At 58.9% G+C, this 17,550-nt stretch carries 14 protein-coding genes; 11 read left to right on the top strand and 3 right to left on the bottom strand.

Features of this window, described 5'->3' with window-relative positions:
- Nucleotides 1–20: 20 nt before the first annotated feature.
- Nucleotides 21–866 carry an AAA family ATPase gene (locus F6R97_RS23475; RefSeq protein WP_038979370.1) on the bottom strand — a complete coding sequence of 282 codons (846 nt, stop codon included), beginning with the start codon at nt 864–866 and terminating at the stop codon, nt 21–23.
- A 202-nt stretch (nt 867–1,068) separates the two neighbouring features.
- Here F6R97_RS23475 and F6R97_RS23480 point away from each other — a divergent pair, with 202 nt between their 5' ends.
- Both F6R97_RS23480 and F6R97_RS23485 read left to right on the top strand, forming a co-directional pair.
- On the top strand, nt 1,069–1,299 hold the full coding sequence (locus tag F6R97_RS23480; RefSeq protein WP_038979371.1) for a DUF4160 domain-containing protein: 231 nt from the start codon (nt 1,069–1,071) through the stop codon (nt 1,297–1,299).
- On the top strand, nt 1,287–1,790 hold the full coding sequence (locus tag F6R97_RS23485) for a DUF2442 domain-containing protein (RefSeq protein ID WP_315867159.1): 504 nt from the start codon (nt 1,287–1,289) through the stop codon (nt 1,788–1,790). The genes F6R97_RS23480 and F6R97_RS23485 overlap by 13 nt, the downstream gene beginning before the upstream one ends.
- On the opposite strand, the gene F6R97_RS23490 is transcribed toward F6R97_RS23485, so the two are convergent.
- A complete protein-coding gene (locus F6R97_RS23490; protein ID WP_038979373.1) occupies nt 1,787–2,860 on the bottom strand; it encodes a DUF748 domain-containing protein in 1,074 nt (357 codons plus the stop codon). The two genes, F6R97_RS23485 and F6R97_RS23490, sit on opposite strands and share 4 nt — an antisense overlap.
- A 126-nt stretch (nt 2,861–2,986) precedes the next feature.
- Here F6R97_RS23490 and cysK point away from each other — a divergent pair, with 126 nt between their 5' ends.
- The 3 genes from cysK (at nt 2,987) to F6R97_RS23505 (ending at nt 6,596) form a co-directional block, all read left to right on the top strand.
- The gene (gene cysK / locus F6R97_RS23495) at nt 2,987–3,961 is read left to right on the top strand and encodes a cysteine synthase A (RefSeq protein WP_038979374.1); all 975 of its coding nucleotides are present in this window, start codon (nt 2,987–2,989) and stop codon (nt 3,959–3,961) included.
- 297 nt (nt 3,962–4,258) lie between these two features.
- Nucleotides 4,259–5,197, top strand: coding sequence for an aspartyl/asparaginyl beta-hydroxylase domain-containing protein (locus tag F6R97_RS23500; protein WP_038979375.1), 939 nt, complete (start codon nt 4,259–4,261; stop codon nt 5,195–5,197).
- 535 nt (nt 5,198–5,732) lie between these two features.
- Nucleotides 5,733–6,596 carry a DMT family transporter gene (locus F6R97_RS23505; protein ID WP_038979376.1) on the top strand — a complete coding sequence of 288 codons (864 nt, stop codon included), beginning with the start codon at nt 5,733–5,735 and terminating at the stop codon, nt 6,594–6,596.
- A 36-nt stretch (nt 6,597–6,632) separates the two neighbouring features.
- Here F6R97_RS23505 and F6R97_RS23510 read toward each other — a convergent pair whose 3' ends face one another.
- Complete coding sequence (locus tag F6R97_RS23510) at nt 6,633–7,541, bottom strand: DMT family transporter (RefSeq protein WP_038979377.1); 909 nt, start codon at nt 7,539–7,541, stop codon at nt 6,633–6,635.
- A 129-nt stretch (nt 7,542–7,670) separates the two neighbouring features.
- Between F6R97_RS23510 and aceK the strand changes: the two genes are divergently transcribed.
- From aceK to F6R97_RS23540, 6 genes are all read left to right on the top strand, one after another.
- Nucleotides 7,671–9,392, top strand: coding sequence for a bifunctional isocitrate dehydrogenase kinase/phosphatase (gene aceK, locus F6R97_RS23515; protein ID WP_038979378.1), 1,722 nt, complete (start codon nt 7,671–7,673; stop codon nt 9,390–9,392).
- Nucleotides 9,393–9,585: 193 nt separating this feature from the next.
- Complete coding sequence (gene hrpA / locus F6R97_RS23520) at nt 9,586–13,497, top strand: ATP-dependent RNA helicase HrpA (RefSeq protein ID WP_315867160.1); 3,912 nt, start codon at nt 9,586–9,588, stop codon at nt 13,495–13,497.
- Between the two features lie 344 nt (nt 13,498–13,841).
- A complete protein-coding gene (locus F6R97_RS23525) occupies nt 13,842–14,963 on the top strand; it encodes a beta-ketoacyl-ACP synthase III (RefSeq protein WP_315867161.1) in 1,122 nt (373 codons plus the stop codon).
- 163 nt (nt 14,964–15,126) lie between these two features.
- Nucleotides 15,127–15,741 carry an RNA polymerase sigma factor gene (locus F6R97_RS23530; RefSeq protein WP_315867162.1) on the top strand — a complete coding sequence of 205 codons (615 nt, stop codon included), beginning with the start codon at nt 15,127–15,129 and terminating at the stop codon, nt 15,739–15,741.
- Entirely contained in the window at nt 15,735–15,971 is a 237-nt protein-coding gene (locus tag F6R97_RS23535; RefSeq protein WP_038979381.1) for an anti-sigma factor family protein, read from the top strand. The genes F6R97_RS23530 and F6R97_RS23535 overlap by 7 nt, the downstream gene beginning before the upstream one ends.
- Nucleotides 15,972–16,203: 232 nt before the next feature.
- On the top strand, nt 16,204–17,547 hold the full coding sequence (locus tag F6R97_RS23540) for an OprO/OprP family phosphate-selective porin (RefSeq protein WP_038979382.1): 1,344 nt from the start codon (nt 16,204–16,206) through the stop codon (nt 17,545–17,547).
- Nucleotides 17,548–17,550 lie beyond the last annotated feature (3 nt).

The following is a 17,550-nucleotide window of genomic DNA, read 5'->3' on the forward strand; positions in this document are numbered from 1 at the left end:
TCGCCTCTCTCTATCGGGGCTTAGCGAGAGCCGCGACGGCTCATGAACGCCAGACGCTCAAGCAATTGCACGTCTTGTTCGTTCTTCACCAAGGCGCCGGCCAGTGGCGGAATGGCCTTGGTCGGATCGCGCTCGCGCAGCACCGCTTCACCGATATTGTCGGCCATCAGCAACTTCAGCCAGTCCACCAATTCCGAGGTCGATGGCTTCTTCTTCAGGCCCGGCACCTTGCGCACATCGAAGAACACGTCCAGCGCTTCGCTGACCAGGTCTTTCTTGATGTTCGGGTAGTGCACGTCGACGATCCGTTGCATCGTGACGCGGTCCGGGAAGGCGATGTAGTGGAAGAAGCAGCGGCGCAGGAAGGCGTCCGGCAGCTCTTTCTCGTTGTTGGAGGTAATGATGATGATCGGGCGCTTCTTGGCCTTGATGGTCTCGTCGATCTCGTAAACGTAGAACTCCATCTTGTCGAGTTCTTGCAGCAAGTCGTTGGGGAACTCGATGTCGGCCTTGTCGATTTCGTCGATCAGCAGAATCACCCGCTCTTCAGACTCGAACGCCTCCCAGAGCTTGCCCTTTTTCAGGTAGTTGCGAACGTCGTGGACCTTCTCCGTACCCAGCTGCGAGTCCCGCAGGCGACTGACCGCGTCGTACTCGTACAGGCCTTGGTGGGCCTTGGTTGTGGACTTGATGTGCCAGGTAATCAACTTGGCGCCGAAGGATTCGGCCAGTTGCTCGGCGAGCATGGTCTTGCCGGTGCCTGGCTCGCCCTTGACCAGCAGTGGCCGTTCCAGAGTGATGGCGGCGTTGACCGCCAGCTTCAGGTCATCGGTGGCGACGTAGGCCTGGGTGCCTTCGAACTTCATCTGCTAATCCTCGAACGGTAACGCCGACCTGAACGAGGCAGGGCGGGGCGCAATAATTGTAGTACCCGACTATAACGCGCTGCCCGGTCGACTGTGAACGCAGACGGCTTATTCAGTCTCTGAATGGGGCGTCACATCTTGACTTGGTCTCGGCTGCTGGCCAGTATTGAGCTATCGCCATTTTGGCGATAGCTTGCTGGGTATGTCTACTAAATACCGATTTCGCGATACGTACCGCATTCAGTTGCGCGAGAAGGATCATCCGCCGCCCCATGTGCATCTGACCGGTGGCGGGCTGGATGTGATGCTCAGCCTGGTAACTGTCGAAGTGATGATGGGCAAGGCACCGCCGCTGATTATCAAGGAAGCGCTGGAGTGGGTCAGGGCCCATCAGGTGCAATTGCTGGAGGATTGGAAACGATGTTACCCATGAAACGACCACGGCTGTCGGCTGTGCAGGTACTGCCGGATTACCGCCTGGCGCTGACCTTTATCGATGGCCAGCAACTGAGCATCGATTTAAGTCGCGACCTGCGTTCGTACCCGGGGTTGCAACCATTGCTGGAGGACCGTGCTTTTGAAGGCGCAGCCTTGGGGGACGATGGCTGGAGCGTGGAGTGGCCCGAACTGGATATCCAGATTGGTGCAGACACGCTGTATCTGGATGCTCTTGCGCAAAATGCGGCCGATGAAAACACCCGTATTTTCATCGATTGGCGTGCTCGCACCGGGTTGCCGCTGAATCAGGCGGCCGAAGCGCTGGGTGTCAGTGTCCGCAGTATCAGTCGCTACAGCAGTGGCCGTGAAGCTGTGCCGCGGTCATTGGCCCTGGCTTGCCTGGGCTGGGATTTTTTGCAACAGCAATTAAACCCGGCACGAGCAGCAGAAGAAACCGGTCGTTACACCGTCACACGCAAATCCTAGTCCGTATCCGGCTTGGGTCGTTCGTACTGCGCATTGAACGCCTGGATAAAACCATTACGCAAAATCTGCAAAAAAGCCTCGAATGCGCTGATATCTTTCTGATGCACGCTGCCTCTGAGCTGGACGCGCGTCGCGAACTGGTTTTTCGGCTGATTCTTCAACACATTCTCGGTGCCACCGACGAGTGCTTCCCAGATGGAGCGAAAAATCCCTTTGTCTTTGTTCTCCACGTCCTGTTGCCAATCGAACACATCAACGTCGCGCAATAGCGGCTTGATGTAGCCGGTGAGTTGACCCTTGTTGGCTTCGGCTTCGATGACCAGGTCGCCATGGCCGGAATTGAAGTCGAACTTGCCGTAGGCCGCGGCGAAGTCGTTCATGCGTTTGAGTTCAAGGTTCTTGGCGCGCAGGCGGAACTCGAAGTCCTGGAAGTCGCTCAGCGGATCGAAAGTCGCTGTGGTTTCCAGTGGCGCATGCCCCAGCAGCAACGCCTTGCCGTCGAAACGGGCGTCGCGTTTGCCTTTGGTGTCGACCACATTGGTCAGGTTGTAAATGCTGGCATTAACCTGGGTGGCATTCATGTTCACGGGCGGTTTTGAATTGAAGTTTCGAAAGGTGACCCGCCCGTCGTTGATCCGCACTTCGTTCAGGGTTATCGGCAGCAATTTTTCCAATTGTGCCCGCCAGTCGGTGCCCTGACCGGTCTGGGAGTTTTTCTTGTTACCACCATCGACGAAGTTCACCTCGGGTTTGTCGAACTGCGCCTCGGCCACCACGGCGTGGTCATACCAGAGCGAATGCCAGCTGACGGACAGGTCGATCAATGGCGCGTTGACGAAAGGCACCGGAACCTTCCCGTCGACCTTGACGATTTTCAGTCCATTGATTTTGTAGGCGCCTCGCCACAGGGCCAGGTCTACGTCGGTAATCTGCCCGCGGTAGTCACCCATGTTCGCCAATCTTTCGTTGAGGTAATCGCGCACCACGTAGGGCAGGGCAAGGTGCAGGGCAACCAGCAGTAGAACGAGGCCGGCGAGGGTCCACAGGGGCCAACTGTATCGACGCTTCATGGCGGCAAATCTCTTGCGGTGTAAAGCGATTGACTGCTCTGGTAACCGGACGTTCGACTGACTGGACGACCACGGGTAACAGGCATACCTTGGAGGGCTAATTCAACGCGGTATAAGGACCCAGCCATGAGCCGTATTTTCGCTGACAACGCCCATTCCATTGGCAATACGCCGCTGGTGCAGATCAACCGTATCGCTCCGCGCGGCGTCACCATCCTGGCCAAGATCGAAGGGCGCAACCCCGGTTATTCGGTCAAGTGCCGGATCGGCGCGAACATGATCTGGGAGGCCGAAAGCAGCGGTAAACTCAAGCCCGGCATGACCATCATCGAACCGACTTCGGGCAACACCGGCATCGGCCTGGCGTTCGTTGCCGCCGCCCGCGGTTACCGGCTGGTGCTGACCATGCCGGCGTCCATGAGCATCGAACGGCGCAAGGTGCTTAAAGCCCTTGGCGCCGAACTGGTGTTGACGGAACCGGCCAAAGGCATGAAAGGCGCAATCGAGAAGGCCGCCGAAATCCTCGCCAGTGATCCATCGACCTACTACATGCCGGCGCAGTTCGAAAACCCGGCCAACCCGGCCATTCACGAAAAAACCACCGGGCCGGAAATCTGGAACGACACCGACGGCGCAGTCGACGTACTGGTGGCGGGCGTCGGGACAGGTGGAACCATTACCGGCGTTTCGCGGTATATCAAGAATACCCAGGGCAAACCGATTATCTCGGTGGCGGTGGAGCCGTTGGTGTCTCCAGTGATTACCCAGACGATTGCCGGGGAAGAGATCAAACCGAGCCCTCACAAAATCCAGGGCATCGGCGCTGGTTTTGTGCCGAAGAACCTGGATCTGTCGATGGTCGATCGGGTGGAGCTGGTCAGCGACGATGAGTCCAAGGCGATGGCCCTGCGCCTGATGCAGGAAGAAGGGATTTTGAGCGGTATCTCGTGCGGCGCTGCCATGGCGGTGGCTGTGCGGCTGGCCGAAACCCCGGAAATGCAGGGCAAGACCATCGTGGTGATCCTGCCCGACTCGGGCGAACGCTACCTGTCGAGCATGCTGTTCAGTGATCTGTTTACCGAGCAGGAAACTCAGCAATAAAGATAAAAGATCGCAGCCTTCGGCAGCTCCTACAGATGTGTACAGGAACACGGTCGATGTAGGAGCTGGCGCAGCCTGCGATCTTTTGATCTTGTTTTTTAATCCGGTGTGAGAGGGGGTCGATTCATGTCAGCCCCCGTTCAGGAACCTTGTGTTAATAAGGGGTTATTGCGTAATTCTTAACACTGAATGTTGAGTCAGGTGGGTTTTCCCCGAGGCCGGTAATGTTGATAATGGCCGACTGCCACGTCGGGTAAATGGCGTTGTGCAAAGTTACCTACTATCAAGGAGTTGTAGATGAGCTTTTCCTTCGTCGCGAAGGCTTCGGTGTTGTTGCTGTTCCTCGGCAGCACGCTCTATGTGCACTTGCGTGGCAAGGCGCGTTTGCCGGTCCTGCGTCAGTTCGTCAACCACTCGGCTCTGTTTGCACCCTATAACGCCTTGATGTACCTGTTCTCCGGTGTACCTTCCAAACCCTACCTGGACCGCAGCAAGTTCCCTGAACTTGATGTGCTCAGGGACAATTGGGAAGTTATCCGCGACGAAGCCATGCACTTGTTTGACGAGGGCTATATTCGCGCCGCCGAAAAGAACAACGACGCCGGTTTCGGTTCGTTCTTCAAGAAAGGCTGGAAGCGTTTCTACCTCAAGTGGTACGACAAACCATTGCCATCGGCCGAAACCTTGTGCCCGAAAACCGTGGCGTTGGTCAGCAGTATTCCCAACGTCAAAGGCGCCATGTTTGCGTTGCTGCCCGCTGGCAGTCACCTCAACCCGCATCGCGATCCGTTCGCCGGTTCTTTGCGTTATCACTTGGGGCTGTCGACGCCGAACTCCGATCATTGCCGCATCTTCGTCGACGGTCAGGTTTATGCCTGGCGTGATGGGGAAGACGTTATGTTCGATGAAACCTACGTGCACTGGGTCAAGAACGAAACCGGGCAACCCCGGGTCATCCTGTTTTGCGACATCGAGCGACCGATGAGCAACCGCCTCATGACCCGTATCAACCGCTGGATCAGCGGCTTGCTGGGGCGCGCCACTGCACCCCAGAACCTTGACGATGAACGCGTTGGCGGGATCAACCAGGTCTATGCCTGGAGCAAGTGCTTCAGCGACAAATTCAGCGGTGCGGTCAAACAGTGGAAGCGTCGCAATCCCAAGGCCTACCGCGTACTGCGGCCGGTGCTGGCGGTGGTGGTGTTGACGTTGTTGGGGTATTGGCTGTTTGGTTGAGGGCCGGCCACGGGATGAAAAGCCGCTCCTTGGGGGTAATGCCAGTCAGTTAAGCGCAATCCCTGTGGGAGCGGGCTTGCTCGCGAAGACGGCGGCACAGTAAACATTGATGTCGCCTGACACACCGCCTTCGCGAGCAAGCCCGCTCCCACAGGGATCGTGCCAGACTCTTAGTCATTGCAATCCATGTCACACGCTGGTTATAGTCGGCGCTCGGTGGTTTCCTGAACCACCCCTTCACCCATCAAAAAAGATCAGCCCATGCCAGCTTCCCCCATCAATGCGGTAGTCGATTCAGCGGTCAACGCTGGCGTCGTGCCGTGCGGGAATCAGCAGCCTGCGCAGATCAGTCATTACCCCCCACCTGTCAGTAGCTCGCCGGTGTGCGCAGTCGTATCACCGCCAGGCGTTGGCTTTTCGGGCTGATCAGCTTTTCTGCTGTTCCCATGCCCGTCTGAAAAAGCGCCCGCCTGAAAAAACTACTGAATTTCAGCCTCGGCTGAGTTGGCTTTTTGCCTGACTACAGGTGGTATTCATGTTTGTCCTTTCGAAAAAATCCGCGCTCGCGGCGGCGTCCACGAGCCTGTTCGTTTTGCTGTGGAGCAGCGGGGCGATCTTCTCCAAATGGGGCCTGGCCCATGCATCACCCTTTGCCTTTCTGCTGATTCGCTTCGCCATTGCCTTGTGCGGGCTGGTGCTATTGATGCCGTTGCTCAAGCTGAAACTGCCCAAGGGCGGCAAGCCGATGTTGTATGCGATGGCCACGGGTGTGGTGTTGCTGGGCGCTTATCAGATTTTCTATCTGCTGGCCCTGGACCTGAAAGTCACGCCGGGCGTGATGGCAACCATCATGGGCGTTCAACCGATTCTCACCGTAGTGATCATGGAGCGGCATCGATCAATAAGCCGGATGTTCGGTCTGGCGCTAGGCTTGGCCGGATTGATCATGGTGGTCTATCAGGGCATCGGTCTGGCTGGCATGTCGTTGGCCGGGATGCTCTTCGGTCTGTTGGCGCTGGCGAGCATGACGTTCGGTTCGATCATGCAGAAACGCATCACCGACAATCCCCTCGGCACACTGCCGGTGCAGTACCTGGCGGGGTTGTTGCTCTGCGGGATATTCGTGCCGTTCCAGCCGTTTCACGTCGAACACAGTACCGGGTTCATCGTGCCGGTGTTGTGGATGGGACTGGTGGTATCGGTGCTGGCGACGCTGCTGCTGTATCGACTGATTGCACGAGGCAATCTGGTGAATGTCACCAGCCTGTTTTACCTGGTGCCGGCGGTAACGGCGGTCATGGACTACCTGATTTTTGGCAACCGTCTGGCGGCGTTGAGCATGCTCGGCATGCTGCTGATCATCGTCGGCCTGGTGTTTGTGTTCCGTAAGAGCGCTTGAAACCGAAAGGCCCGGGGCATGAGCTCCGGGCCTTGTTTAACTGGCAGCCACCTCAGCCGTCTTCACCACCGCTGGCTTCAACACCAGCCACAACGCCACCGCAATCAACACCCCGCCATAAAGGTGCGCCATCGACAGCGGCTCATCCAGCAACAGCGCCCCCCACAACACACCAAACGGCGGAATCATGAAGGTTACGGTCATGGATTTCACCGGGCCAACCGAAGTCAACAAACGGAAGTAAATAATGTAGGCAAAGGCCGTGCAGACCAAACCTAACCCCAGCAACGACAACCAGACATTCCAGCCGCCCCAGCTCGCCGGTGGCTGGCTGATCACGCTGTAGCCAAACAGCGGCAGCAGCAACAACGTCGCGCCGAGCATGCTGCCCAGCGCCGAAAGGCGACTGTCGAGGCCGCCGGCATGGTCGAGCCAGCGTCGGGCGAGGAACCCGGCAAAGCCATAGCAGGTGGTGGCCATCAGGCACGCCAGTGCGCCCATCAGCAGTTCCATGTTGAACGCCACCGGACCCGCACGGGTGAGGATGCCGACGCCGAACAGGCCGAGAAATACTCCGCCCAACTTGGCGGCGGTGAGTTTTTCATGGAAAAACAGGCCGCCGATCAGTACCCCCATCAAAGGCGTGGTGGCGTTGAAAATCGCCGAATAACCGGCCGGTAGCACTTGGGCGGCCACAGAGTAGAGGGTTGCTGGAATCCCGGAGTTGATCAGCCCGAGCAGCATCACCGTCTTGAGTTTGCCTTTGAAATCCCAGCTGATGCGCATCAGCCCAAGGATCACCAGCAGCCCGACGGCGGCAATCGACACGCGAAAAAAAGCAGTGGGGATTGTGCCAATCACTGGGGCAATAACGCGCATGAACAGAAAGCTCGCACCCCAAATGGCGGCAAGCGACAACATACGCAGGATATCGACGGGGTTCACAGCACTTTCCTTCCTTGATTGGCGCGCAAGTGTCGCGCCAGTCAGGGCACAAGGCAATGGTTGCGTTGCGTCACGCAGGGCCACTAAGCTCAGGCTCCAACGATAAGAACAGCCGCCGAGGTTTTACCTATGCCGCAGCAATGGCCAGCCGCCGACATCGCCCGAATGATCCTCGATGGCTTTGACGATTACCGCGAGCATTTCCGTCAGATCACCGACGGCGCCCGAGCCCGCTTCGAGCAGGCTCAATGGCAGGAGACGCAAGTCGCGTCGGCGGCGCGAATCAACCTCTATGAAGAAAAGGTCGGCGAAACGGTCGGGCGCTTGCATGTGTCGTTCGAGACCGATGTGCTGATGGACGTCAGCAACTGGCCGTTGGTCAAGAGCGCTTACATCAGCCTGATCGACCTGCGTTTCGACGATGAACTGTCCGAGACCTGGTACAACTCGATTTTCTGCGGGCTGTTCAGCCACGACCTGATCAGCGATGGCTGCATGTTCATCCACACCACGCGGCCGAGCCTGCGCCGCGCCCGGGCCGCGCAAACCCGCACCTACAAGCCGCATGGACAGTTATCGGGCATGCTCACGAGCATCTTTGCCGACTACCGCTTCAGTGAGGATTACGCTGATTTGCCAGGCGACCTGCGTCGCCTCGAAGTGCAATTGCGTGAGAATCTGCCGGACTGGGTCTGCAAGGATCCGGAACTGAGTGTGGAGCTGTTTTCCTCGGTGCTTTACCGCAACAAGGGCGCCTATCTGGTGGGGCGCATTTACACCCAGGACGAACAGTGGCCGCTGGTGATTCCGCTGCTGCACCGCGAAGGTCGGGGCATCCAGATCGATGCGCTGATCACTGACGAGGCGGAGGTGTCGATCATCTTCTCCTTCACCCGTTCGTACTTCATGGTCGATGTGCCGGTGCCGGCGGAATTCATCGGCTTTCTCAAACGCATCCTGCCGGGCAAGCACATCGCCGAGCTGTACACCTCGATCGGCTTCTACAAGCATGGCAAGTCCGAGTTTTACCGGGCGCTGATCAATCACCTGGCCAACACCGACGATCAGTTCATCATGGCCCCCGGTGTACGCGGCATGGTCATGAGCGTGTTTACCCTGCCGGGCTTCAACACCGTTTTCAAGATCATCAAGGACCGCTTCTCTCCGTCGAAAAACGTCGATCGCGCCACGGTGATCGAAAAGTATCGCCTGGTGAAAAGTGTCGACCGGGTCGGGCGCATGGCCGATACCCAAGAGTTCGCCGACTTCCGTTTCCCGTTGAGCAAGTTCGAGCCGGCGTGCCTGGAGGAATTGCTTGAAGTGGCAGCGTCCACGGTGTCACTGGAAGGTGACACGGTGCTGATCCGCCACTGCTGGACCGAACGACGGATGACACCGTTGAACCTCTATCTGGAACACGCCAACGAGGCACAGGTTCGCGAGGCGCTGGAGGATTACGGTCTGGCGATCAAGCAACTGGCGGCGGCGAACATTTTCCCCGGCGACATGTTGCTGAAAAACTTTGGCGTCACCCGTCACGGTCGTGTGGTGTTTTATGACTACGACGAGATCTGCTTCCTGACCGAAGCCAACTTCCGCCACATCCCGCAACCGCGTACACCGGAAGACGAAATGGCCTCCGAACCGTGGTACTCGATCGGGCCACTGGATGTATTCCCCGAGGAATTTCCACCGTTTCTGTTTGCCGATTCGGGGCAACGACGGTTGTTCGATCAGTTGCATGGGGAGTTGTACAACGCTGATTACTGGAAGAGTTTGCAGGAGGCAATTCGGGCGGGGAAGGTGATTGATGTGTTCCCGTATCGCCGCAAAGGCCTTGATAACGAATAGCCCACAACACCACACCGGACACTGATCATTCCCACGCTCCGCGTGGGAATGCAGCAAGGGACGCTCTGCGTCCCAAGAGCGGACGCGGAGCGTCCGGGGAGGCATTCCCACGCGGAGCGTGGGAACGATCACATGGGAGCGCAAATCTGCGACAATCCGCCCCCTGCGCCACTAGACGACTTTTGCGTACCTGATGACTGACGAATCGCCTTCAATCGACAAACTGCTGAAAAACCTCGATCACGCCATGCTCGCCGACCGCCACCGGCTGCGGCGGCAGTTGCTTGAGCTGCGCAAGAAACCTGACGAGGCCAAACTGGCCCAGTGGGTGACGCGCACGCAGGCGTCCTGTGATCAGGTGTTGGCGCGGCGCGCCAGCCTGCCGGTGATTCGTTACGACGACAGCCTGCCGATCGCCGCCAAGCGCGACGAAATCAAAGAGGCGCTGCTCAAGCATCAGGTGCTGATCATTGCCGGCGAAACCGGGTCGGGTAAAACCACCCAGCTGCCGAAAATCTGCCTGGAAATCGGTCGCGGCCAGCACGGTCTGATCGGCCACACCCAGCCCCGTCGAATCGCCGCGCGCAGCGTGGCGAGCCGGGTCGCTGAAGAATTGGCGACGCCGTTGGGCGGGCTGGTCGGTTATCAGGTGCGGTTCGAGGATCAAAGCGATTCCAACACCCTGATCAAGCTGATGACCGACGGCATCCTGCTGGCGGAAACCCAGAACGACCGCTACCTCGAGCGCTACGACACGATCATCGTCGACGAAGCCCACGAACGCAGCCTGAACATCGACTTCCTGCTCGGTTACCTGAAAACCCTGCTGCCACGTCGTCCGGACCTGAAAGTCATCATCACCTCGGCGACCATCGACCTGGAGCGTTTTTCCAAGCACTTCGACGATGCGCCAATCGTCGAAGTCTCCGGTCGCACCTTCCCGGTGGAAACCTGGTATCGCCCACTGACCCTGGAGCAGGACGAGGAGGGCAACCGTGTCGAGGATGACCTGACCGTGGATCAGGCGATCCTCGCTACCCTCGACGAAATTGCCGCGTTCGAACGCAGCGAGCGCAAGAGTCCAGGCGATGTGTTGGTGTTCCTGCCCGGCGAGCGCGAGATTCGCGATGCGGCGGACATGCTGCGCAAGGCCCAGCTCAAACACACCGAGATTCTGCCATTATACGCACGGCTGTCGCCGGCCGAGCAGCAGCGGATTTTCCAGTCGCACCCCGGGCGTCGCGTGGTACTGGCGACCAACGTCGCCGAAACCTCGCTGACGGTGCCGGGCATTCGTTACGTGATCGACAGCGGTACCGCGCGCATCAGCCGTTACAGCTATCGCGCCAAGGTTCAGCGCCTGCCCATCGAAGCGGTTTCCCAGGCCAGTGCCAACCAGCGCAAAGGTCGTTGCGGACGGGTCGAACCGGGCATTTGTATCCGCCTCTACAGCGAAGAAGATTTCATCGGTCGGCCGGAATTCACCGATCCGGAAATCCTGCGTACCAACCTCGCAGCAGTCATTTTGCAGATGCTTCATCTGCGCCTCGGCGAGATCACCGATTTCCCGTTTATCGAGCCGCCGGATGGCAAAGCCATCAGCGACGGTTTCAACCTGCTGCAAGAGCTCTCAGCGGTGGACCGCAACAGTCAGTTGACGCCGCTCGGTCGCCAACTGGCGCGGCTGCCGGTGGACCCGCGCATGGGCCGCATGCTGCTGGAAGCGGCGAAACTTGGCAGCTTGCAGGAAGTGCTGATCGTCGCCAGCGCCATGTCGATTCAGGACCCGCGCGAACGTCCGCCGGAGCGTCAACAAGCGGCCGATCAGGCTCACGCCCAGTGGAAAGACGTGGACTCGGACTTCGCCGGGCTGGTTAATCTGTGGCGTGGTTTTGAAGAGCAGCGCCAGGCCCTGACGGCCAGTCCGCTGCGCAACTGGTGTCGCAAGAACTTCCTCAATTACCTGCGCCTGCGTGAGTGGCGCGACTCCCATCGTCAGTTGAGCCTGATCTGCCGCGACATGCAGTTGAGCCTCAACAAAGAGCCGGCGGATTACCCGAAACTGCACAAAGCCGTGCTCTCCGGATTGCTCAGCCAGATCGGCCAGAAAACCGAAGACGGCGACTACCTCGGTGCCCGTCAGCGGCGCTTCTGGATTCACCCGTCGTCGGGCCTGGGCAAGAAGCGTCCACAATGGCTGATGACCGCCGAACTGGTGGAAACCACCAAGCTCTACGCGCGGATGGTCGCCAAGATCGACGCTGACTGGATCGAGCCGCTGGCCGGGCACCTGATCAAGAAAAATCACTTCGAACCCCACTGGGAGAAGAAGCGTGGTCAGGTCGTGGCCTTCGAGCAAATCACCCTGTTCGGGCTGATCGTGGTCGGTCGCCGACCGGTGCATTACGGGCCGATCGACCCGGTGGTGTCTCGTGAGTTTTTCATTCGCGAAGGCCTGGTGCGCGGCGAGATTCAATCCAAAGCCAAGTGCCTGACGGCCAACCAACAACTGCTGGAACAGCTCGACGAACTGGAAGCCAAGGCGCGCCGCCGCGACATCCTCGCCGACGAAGAAACCTTGTTCGCCTTCTACGATGCGCGACTGCCAGCAGAGATCCACCAGACCGCGACCTTCGACAGCTGGTACCGGGTCAACAGTCAGAAAGACCCGCAGCTGCTGATCATGCGCGAAGAAGACGTGCTGGCTCGCGAAGCCAGTGAAGTCACAGCCGCGCATTATCCGGACACCCTGCACATCGGCGATCTGGAACTGGCGCTGAGTTATCACTTCGAACCCAACCATCCTCGCGACGGCGTGACCTTGCGCGTGCCGGCACCGCTGTTGCCGATGCTACCGCCGGAACGTCTGGAATGGCTGGTGCCGGGCGTAATCGAGGCCAAGTGCATTGCGTTGGTGCGCAACCTGCCCAAGGCCCTGCGCAAGAATTTCGTGCCGGTGCCGGACTTCGTCAAAGCCGCATTGCAGCGCATCACGTTTGCCGAGGGCTCGCTGCCTTTGGCGCTGGGCCGCGAGTTGCTGCGCATGACCGGCGCGCGGGTCAGCGATGAGGCGTGGGCCGAAGCTTCGCAGCAGGTCGAAAGCCATTTGCGGATGAACCTGGAAATCGTCGACGGTCAGGGCAAGTTCCTCGGTGAAGGTCGTGACTTGGCCGAGCTGACCGCACGCTTTGCCGAGGCCAGTCAGGCTGCGTTGGCGGTGCCGCAAACGGCGAAGAGCCAACAACCGGTGGAGCCGAAAGTCTTTGCCGCCGTGGCTGAGAAAACCCAGCAGAAAATCGCCGGGCTATCGATGACGGTGTATCCGGCGCTGGTGGAAGAGGGCGGCACCGTCAAGGAAGGTCGATTCTCGACCCCGGCCGAAGCCGAGTTCCAGCATCGCCGGGCCTTGCAGCGTTTGCTGATGCAGCAACTGGCGGAACCGGCGAAGTTCCTGCGCGGCAAGTTGCCGGGGCTGACCGAGTTGGGCCTGATGTACCGCGACATGGGGCGTGTCGACAGCCTGGTGGAAGATATTCTGCTGGCCAGTCTCGACAGCTGCATCCTCGACGGCGAAGACCCGTTGCCACGCGATGGCGCCGGACTGGCGTCGCTGGCTGAGCGTAAACGCGGTGGCTGGACCGAGCACGCCGAACGGTTGGCCAAGCTGACGCTGGAGATTCTCAAGCTGTGGCACGGCTTGCAAAAACGCTTCAAGGGCAAGATCGACCTGGCGCAAGCCGTGGCCTTGAACGACATCAAGCAGCAGCTCAGCCATCTGGTGTATCCGGGGTTCGTGCGTGAAACGCCGATGCCGTGGCTCAAGGAGCTGCCGCGTTACCTCAAGGCTGTCGAGCAACGCTTCGAAAAACTTGGCGCTCAGGTGCAGAAGGACCGAGTCTGGAGCGGTGAATTGTCCGGCCTCTGGGCTCAATACCAGACCCGCGCTAACAAACACGCCCAGGAAGGCAAGCGCGATCCGCAGCTCGAACTCTATCGCTGGTGGCTGGAGGAGTACCGGGTCTCGCTGTTCGCGCAGCAATTGGGGACCAAGGTGCCGATCTCCGACAAGCGCCTGAACAAGCAATGGAGTCAGGTCGAGCCGTAAAACCCGATCTCCTTGATCTCCTGCGGTCTACTGTAGGAGCTGCCGAAGGCTGCGATCTTTTGATCTTTTGGTGTCGCGACAAAGAAAGATCAAAAGATCGCAGCCTTCGGCAGCTCCTACCCGGTACTGCATTACATCGCGTGCTCCAGCAAAAGGCGCCAAAAGCCAACGTTTATGGCAAACTTCGCGCCTATAAACGCCAGCCCCGCGGTTTTGAGCCTTCACGGGCCGGGCGGATCGGAATAAAGCGATGCCAGGTTTGCGTCCGGAACCTGGAATAGACCCTTTGTGTGTTGGTACGTCGGTGCCAGCGCTTTCTGCCTGAACGGATTAGAGAAACGACCATGCATAATGTCGTCATCAGCGGCACCGGCCTGTATACCCCGGCCAACAGCATTTCCAATGAAGAGCTGGTGCAGTCTTTCAACGCTTACGTCGCGCTGTTCAACGCCGACAACGCCGAAGCCATCGCGCGCGGCGAAATCCAGGCATTGACCGAGTCCAGCGCCGCGTTCATCGAAAAAGCGTCCGGCATCAAAAGCCGCTTTGTCATGGACAAGGACGGCATCCTCGACCCGCAACGCATGGCACCACGCTTGCCCGAGCGTTCGAATGACGAGTGGTCGGTGCTTTGCCAGATGGCTATCGGTGCGGCCGAGCAAGCCTTGCTGCGCGCCGGCAAGACCGCCGCTGACATCGACGGTGTGATCGTCGCCTGCTCCAACCTGCAACGCGCCTACCCGGCCATCGCCATCGAAGTCCAGGAAGCGTTGGGTATTCAGGGGTTCGGTTTCGACATGAACGTCGCCTGTTCCTCGGCGACCTTCGGCATCCAGGCTGCGGCCAACAGCGTGCAACTGGGCCAGGCCCGGGCGATCCTGATGGTCAACCCGGAAGTCTGCACCGGTCACCTGAATTTCCGTGACCGCGACAGCCACTTCATCTTCGGCGACGCCGCCACCGCGGTAATCATCGAACGTGCGGATCTCGCGACGTCCAAGTACCAGTTCGACGTGGTCAGCACCAAACTGCTGACCAAGTTCTCCAACAACATCCGCAACAACTTCGGCTTCCTCAACCGCGCCGCGGAAGAGGGCATCGGTGCCCCCGACAAACTGTTCGTCCAGGAAGGCCGCAAGGTGTTCCGCGATGTCTGCCCGATGGTCGCCGAGCTGATCGCCACGCACCTGGAAGAAAACCAGCTCAACGTCAGCGACGTGAAGCGCTTCTGGCTGCACCAGGCCAACCTCAGCATGAACCACCTGATCGTCAAGAAGCTGCTGGGCCGCGAAGCCACCGAAGAAGAAGCGCCGGTGATTCTCGACACCTATGCCAACACCAGTTCGGCCGGTTCGGTGATTTCGTTTCACAAAAATCAGGACGATCTGGTCAGCGGTTCGCTGGCTGTACTCAGCTCGTTCGGCGCTGGCTACTCGATCGGTAGCGTGATTCTGCGTAAACGCTGAGTTCGCTCTGATTGTGGCGAGGGGGCTTGCCCCGCTTTTCGTAGGAGCCAGGCTTACCGGCGAAGGCGTTCTTCAGGGCGCCTTCGCCGGCAAGCCTGGCTCCTACACTGACGTTGGGGCAAGCCCCTCGCCACAATACCGGTGGTTCTGAAACGAGGTTTGCATGGCCGCAGCTGACGACACCCTATTGCTCGAACGCCTGCTGGCGGGCGAACAGAGGGCTTTCAAGGAACTGGTCAGCACTTACCAGAGCGCCATGCGCGCGGTGGCTTATGCCATCGTCGGCAACCGACACGTCGACGAGGTGGTCCAGGATGCCTGGCTGTCGGTGGTGCGCAATCTCGGCGGGTTTGAGGGGCGTTCGAGCCTCAAGACCTGGCTCCTGACCATCACTGCCAACTCGGCGAAAAGCCGTTATAAGCAAAACCGCCGGGAAGTGTTGCTCGATGACCTGCCGTCGCCTCACGGCACGCTCGATGACGATCGTTTTTCATCGACTGATGGTCATTGGCTGGTGGCGCCGTACGCTTGGCATCAGGACACGCCAGAGGCTCTATTGACCGAAAACGAACTGCGCGAATGTCTGGAGCACACACTGCTCAGCCTGTCGGAACTGCAAAGCAGTGTGTTGCTGTTACGCGAGCGACAAGGGCTGGAGCTGGAGGAGATCTGTAATCTTCTGGAGCTCTCGCTCTCCAATGTTCGTGTGCTGCTGCATCGGGCACGGTTGAAGGTCTTTGCGACCGTGGAGCATTTTGAGGAAACCGGCGAATGTTGACCTGCAAGGAACAAGTGGCGCGCTCCAGCGATTATCTCGATGGCCAGTTGAGTTTTCGCGAGCGGCTGATGGTGCGGCATCATTTGATGTTCTGCCCCAATTGCCGACGGTTCATTCGGCAGATGCGGTTGATGCAGGCCACCCTGAAGGTGATGCCCGAGCCGCCTGTAGCTGACCTGGATGCGCTGGCCGAACGGCTTGCCAATGAACATCTGAAGAACAAATCGTAGTTTTCCCGCCCGTAACACACCCCTTCAGCCGCTCTAACTTGCGGCTTGTAGCTCATCTCTTGCGGCTGCTTTTCTGTTATTTCGATTCGAAGTAAAAAAGTTCCCCTGTCATAAAATCTTTATCTATCAGCAACCCGGCTGAAATACCCCGCCTCCAAGATTCCCTCCCAACACAAGCGGGCCAGACCCGCGTGTTTCCAAGCTACAGACCACCAATTAGGGGAACTCTTCGATGATCCGTAAGCACTTCGCCGGTTTTGCCGCCAGCGCATTGGCCATGGCAGTAACCGCCCAGGCTTTCGCTGGCACCGTCACCACTGACGGCGCCGATATCGTAGTCAAAACCAAGGGCGGCCTCGAAGTCGCCACCACCGATAAAGAATTCAGCTTCAAACTCGGCGGTCGCTTGCAGGCTGACTACAGCCAGTTCGATGGCGTCTACACCAGAAACGGCGATACCGCTGACGCGGCCTACATCCGTCGTGGCTTCCTGGAATTGTCTGGTGTGCTGTACACGGATTGGGCTTACACCATCAACTACGACTTCTCCCACAACAGCGGTGATTCCGACAACGGTTACTTCGACGAAGCGTCGTTGGCCTACAACGGCTTCAAACCGGTCTCGATCAAAGTCGGTCGTTTCGACCCGGACTTCGGCCTGGAAAAAGCCACCAGCTCCAAGTGGGTCACCGCGCCAGAGCGCAACATGGCGTACGACATGGTCGATTGGGCGAACAGCCACCAGAATGGTCTGGGCCTGCAAGCCTCCAGCACCTTCGCTGATTCGTTCTACGCATCCGCTGGCGTGTTCAGCAAAGACACCGACGATACCGATGGCAACAGCGTCAAACAGGTCAACGGCCGCTTTGTATTCGCGCCGATGCATGACGCCGGCAACGTGCTGCACTTCGGTGTGAACGTGGCTTCCCGTGATGTCTCCGACACCGCCTTCGATTCCCGTTATCGCACCCGCATGGGCATGCGCGGCGTTGAAACCCTCGGCGGCAACGATGCTGGCACCAACGGCAACCGTCCGGTGCTGGGCGGCAGTTCCACTTCGGCTGCCGGCTCCTATGACCGTGACGATGCTTACGGCCTGGAAGCCGCATTCGCCATGGGCCCGGCCTCGATCCAGGGTGAATACGTCGCCCGCAAAACCAAGGCCGATGCCAGCAACCTTGAAGACATCAAGGGTCACGGTTTCTACGTTCAGGGTGCCTACACCCTCACCGGCGAAGCCCGTGGCTATAAAGTCGGCAAGTTCGACGCGATCAAGCCAGCCAACAAATCCATCGGCGCCTGGGAGCTGTTCTATCGTTACGACAGCCTGACCGTCGAAGACGACAACATCACCACCGCCAGCCTGACCCGCGATGTCGGCGATGCCGAAGCCCAAGTGCACACCCTGGGCGTCAACTGGTACGCCAACGAAGCGGTGAAAATCACTGGCGCCTACCTCAAGGCCAAGACTGACAACGTGACCAATGCCACGGCTGCCAGCGGTACTACCCCGGCACGTCGTACCGGTGATGACAGCGGTGACGGCTTCGTGGTCCGCGCTCAATACGTGTTCTAAATC

This window comes from Pseudomonas sp. JV414 (genome assembly GCF_032424305.1).
In the GTDB taxonomy this organism is placed as follows: domain Bacteria; phylum Pseudomonadota; class Gammaproteobacteria; order Pseudomonadales; family Pseudomonadaceae; genus Aquipseudomonas; species Aquipseudomonas lini.